Raw genomic sequence first — 4,745 nt, forward strand, 5'->3', positions numbered from 1 at the left:
ATCCACTCCTTATCTCCTATACCAGTATCTCAGGTATTTTTTCTGTTTACATTCTCGCAATTCTGCGTTTTTAAGGGTGTTTTTTGTAACTTCGCTCGCAGTTGTAACAGGAATAATTAAAATCAAGCAAATAACATGGCATTTGATTTAGACATGATCAAAAAGGTTTATGATAACTACGGCATCCGCCTTGAGGCTGCCCGCAAAGTTGTTAATAAACCCCTTACATTAACAGAGAAAATTTTATATGCCCACTTGTGGCAAGGAAAGGCTTCAGAAGCTCACGAACGCGGGGTTACTTATGTAGATTTTGCACCTGATCGCGTGGCGATGCAGGATGCAACAGCTCAAATGGCTTTGCTGCAGTTTATGCAGGCGGGCAGGCCTACGGTGGCAGTTCCATCTACAGTTCATTGCGATCACTTGATTCAGGCCAGGGTTGGCGCTGATGAAGATCTGGCAACTGCAAATACTCAAAATAAAGAGGTATACGATTTTCTTGCCTCAGTATCAAATAAATATGGCATCGGTTTCTGGAAACCAGGTGCTGGTATTATTCACCAGGTTGTACTGGAAAATTATGCATTTCCTGGCGGAATGATGATTGGTACAGACTCTCATACACCAAACGCCGGCGGATTAGGAATGATAGCAATAGGAGTTGGCGGAGCTGACGCTTGTGATGTAATGGCTGGACTTGCCTGGGAATTGAAATTCCCTAAGCTGATCGGCGTGAAACTTACCGGCAAGCTGTCGGGATGGGCATCTGCAAAAGACGTGATTCTTAAAGTTGCCGGAATACTCACTGTTAAAGGTGGTACCGGACATATCGTTGAATATTTCGGAGAAGGCGCACAATCACTTTCTGCAACCGGAAAAGGCACTATCTGTAACATGGGCGCTGAGATCGGGGCAACTACCTCAGTATTTGGTTACGATGATAAAATTGCTACTTATCTTAAAGGCACTGACCGGGAACAGATTGCGAATCTTGCTGATGCAGTAAAAGAACATCTTACAGGAGACGACGAAGTTTACGCTAACCCGGCGCTTTATTTTGATCAGGTTATTGAAATCGACCTCTCAACACTTGAGCCGCACGTTAATGGTCCGTTCACACCGGATATGGCATGGCCACTATCACAATTTGCTACCGCGGTGCGGGAAAACGGATGGCCACAAACGCTTGAAGTTGGCCTGATTGGTTCTTGTACAAACTCATCTTACGAAGACATCACACGAGCTGCATCCATTGCTAAACAGGCTGTGGATAAGCATTTGGTTGCAAAGGCTGAATTTACTATCACACCCGGTTCCGAACTTGTTCGCTATACGGTAGAGCGTGATGGTTATCTTAAGACTTTCGAAAGCATGGGCGGAGTAGTCTTGGCTAATGCATGCGGTCCTTGTATTGGACAGTGGGCTCGCCACAGTACTGATCCAACCCGTAAAAATTCTATCATAACTTCTTTCAACAGGAACTTCAAATCCAGGAATGACGGTAATCCGAACACTCACGCATTTGTCGCCTCTCCAGAAGTCGTAACCGCCTTAACCATTGCCGGTGATCTTGGATTTAATCCAATGACGGATACATTGACGAACTCAGAAGGTGTGCAGGTTAAACTTGACGAACCTCAGGGTCTGGAAATGCCTTTGAAAGGCTTTGCTGTTGAGGATGCCGGTTATCAGGCTCCCGCTGAAGACGGAACTAAAGTGAGCGTTATTGTAGATCCAAAATCTGCCAGGCTTCAATTACTTGATCCTTTCAAAGCATGGGAAGGCACTGACATCACAGGGCTTAAGCTTCTGATAAAAGCAAAAGGGAAATGTACAACCGATCATATTTCTATGGCTGGTCCATGGTTGAAATTCCGCGGACACCTCGATAACATTTCGAACAACATGCTGATCGGCGCGACCAACTTCTTTAACGAGAAGGCGGACAACGTTAAAAATCAGCTGAATGGTGAGTACGGCGCTGTTCCCTCTACCGCCAGAGCTTACAAAGCTGAAGGCATAGGAAGTATTGTTGTTGGAGATGAGAATTACGGCGAAGGGTCTTCAAGAGAGCATGCAGCAATGGAGCCCAGGCATCTGGCTGTCCGTGCTATTCTGGTTAAATCATTTGCCCGTATCCACGAAACTAACCTTAAAAAACAAGGTATGCTAGCCTTAACATTTGTTGATGCAAACGATTATGACCGCATCCTTGAAAATGATATTATCGATATCACCGGACTTAACGACTTTGCTCCTGGAAAACCTTTGACGATCGTGCTTCATCATGCAGACGCCAACTCGGAATCGTTCCCTGTTAACCATACTTATAATGAGCAGCAAATTGAATGGTTCAAGGCAGGAGGCGCTTTGAATATTATCAGGATGAACCAGGCGAACAGTTGAAAGTGGAGAGCCTGCCTGCCGGCAGGCAGGTTGAAAACTGAAAACTGAAAGTTGAAGACCTAACGCATAAGCGAACGAAAACTAAGCCGTATTCTTAAAGCATCAAGCCTAAAGATTACGGCTTATTTGTTCGATTCTTAATTTTTACAAATACAGCTATTAAACATGACGGACAAACCTAAAGTTATTCTCATTACCGGTGCCTCCACGGGGATAGGCTTCGAAACTGCCTTGCTTCTGGCAAAGGAAGGTCACAGGGTTTATGCAACCATGAGGGATCCATCAAAAGGGGATACGCTTAAGCAGGAAGCCACCCAAAGAAATGTGTCGCTTGAAATCATTAGCCTCGATGTTCAAAATGAATCCAGTATTAACGAATGTGTCGCACAGATCGTCGATCGTGAAAAAACAATGGACATCCTTATTAATAATGCGGGAGCTGGGTTCATAAGAACCATGGAACAGGCTACAATGGAGGAGATCCAACAGGTTATGGATGTAAACTTCTATGGTGTTATCCGTTGCACAAAAGCCGTATTACCGTTCATGCGGAAACAGCAAAGCGGTCACATCATAAACATTTCTTCTGTCGGCGGACTTGTTGGGCAACCGGTAAACGAGATCTACTGTGCTGCGAAATTTGCATTGGAGGGATTAACTGAAAGCATCGCCAGCTATATGAAACCTTATTTCGGGATCAATGTATCGCTTGTTGAACCTGGCGGGGTTGTAACGGAATTCGGGAACAGCCTTACAAGGTACTTTGAAGAAACGGGCGGAATTAAGGAGGATGCTTATAAACCTCTCATCCAAACCTACATGGATTACAGAGCTACCTTTACGGATGAAGTTAAAGAGCGCGCATTCCAGAAACCCGTACAGATTGCTGAAGTGATCCTTAAATGTATAAATGACCCTGACCCAAAGCTGCGTTATCTTACTTCAGAAGGTGCGGCTACTTTCACTAAGTTGAAATCAGGATTAGATCCGGATGGTGAGGGTATTAAAGCTCAGGTACGCAAAGGGATTTTAAATAAGTAATTCTAAAATTAGCCAAAGTTTGAGTTAATTAGATTTAAACGTAAATGCGAAGAGCCCTGCTAAGCAAAAGTAAGCGGGGCTTTTTTTCGTATTTTCGTAAGGGTAATACAAGTCATTTGAAGCTTCTAATTTCTATACTTCTTCAGTTAGTTCTGCTATCAGCGGTTTACGCACAACCTGCAAACGACAGTGACGAAAAAGCCATCCCTGTTGATCCGTCAAAATGCTCTGGTGATGCCGCTTACACTACTGTAAATGCTACCGATGAGAATATTTTCGGCGCTTCAGACAAGTGGCCGGCTGGATCTTACCGCGACGTATGGTTTAAATTTACGGCAACTGAATTCGACCTGGATATTACCGTTACCGGTGCTAGCACTGGGGGCGGTACCACCGGAGGTACGCTTCAGAATCCGTTGATAGCATTGTACACTATTGAGAGAACACCCGGTAAACTAACGTTCAACACCTTAATTGGATCTTTGACAAGGGGTGCTGCCGTAACCTCTTATTATAAAGGTGCATTAACTGTTGGAGAGGATTATTTCATAAGAATAAGTGGTGAAAATTCTACCGGTACCTTTAAATTATGTGTGAACAACTATAAAGCACCTCTAAAAGCCGGCCAGGACCTGAGCACTGCATCTATCCTTTGCGATAAAAAGTCGTTTACCGAAAGTAACGTTTCCGGAACAGGTAATAGTAACACGGAATCCGCAGGATCATGCCTGGGCAATGAATCAAATTCCGTCTGGTATAAATGGGTAGCGAGGACAAGCGGAACATTGACTATGGACATCACCCCCACTGTAAACACGGATGATATAGATTGGATCATTTATGATCTTGGACCCACTGGGAATATAAATAACAAGACCGTCTTAAGGTGTGCCGTAGGTCATGGTGTCGATAATAAAGATTGCCCAACTCAACCCCTTTACTTCAAAACAGGCATGAATTTGACATCTACTGATATCGACGAACTCTCAGGCTGCGGCCGGCCTGGTCAGGACGGATATGTAAAAGCTATTGACATGGTCGCAGGTAATACTTACGCTCTCCTCGTTGATAACTTCTCTAATGGCAACAATGGTTTTAAGATAGAATTTGGCGGACTCGGGGAATTTGCAGGACCTACGGCAAGGATCAGTATGACAACGGCACAACCATGTACTATTAATCAAAACTTTACTTTCAGCAGCGCGGGGTCGGCCGGATTTACCCGGGTTTTATGGACTTTTGGAAAGGGTGCAAGTCCCGCCACTTCAACGCTTGTATCACCACCGCCCGTAAGCTAC

The 4,745-nt window shown here is 44.6% G+C and carries 3 protein-coding genes; all 3 read left to right on the plus strand.

Annotation, left to right across the window (positions count from 1 at the left end; genetic code table 11):
- Positions 1–135 precede the first annotated feature (135 nt).
- Positions 136–2,406 (plus strand): aconitate hydratase, encoded by a 2,271-nt coding sequence (locus tag WKF69_RS00890; protein ID WP_340378690.1) that lies wholly within the window; start codon positions 136–138, stop codon positions 2,404–2,406.
- A gap of 165 nt (positions 2,407–2,571) precedes the next feature.
- On the plus strand, positions 2,572–3,447 hold the full coding sequence (locus tag WKF69_RS00895; RefSeq protein ID WP_340378691.1) for an SDR family oxidoreductase: 876 nt from the start codon (positions 2,572–2,574) through the stop codon (positions 3,445–3,447).
- A gap of 116 nt (positions 3,448–3,563) precedes the next feature.
- Positions 3,564–4,745: hypothetical protein (locus WKF69_RS00900; protein ID WP_340378693.1), on the plus strand; the 1,182-nt coding region annotated here is incomplete at its 3' end.

It is taken from the genome of Daejeonella sp. (assembly GCF_037719425.1).
In the GTDB taxonomy this organism is placed as follows: Bacteria; Bacteroidota; Bacteroidia; order Sphingobacteriales; family Sphingobacteriaceae; genus Daejeonella.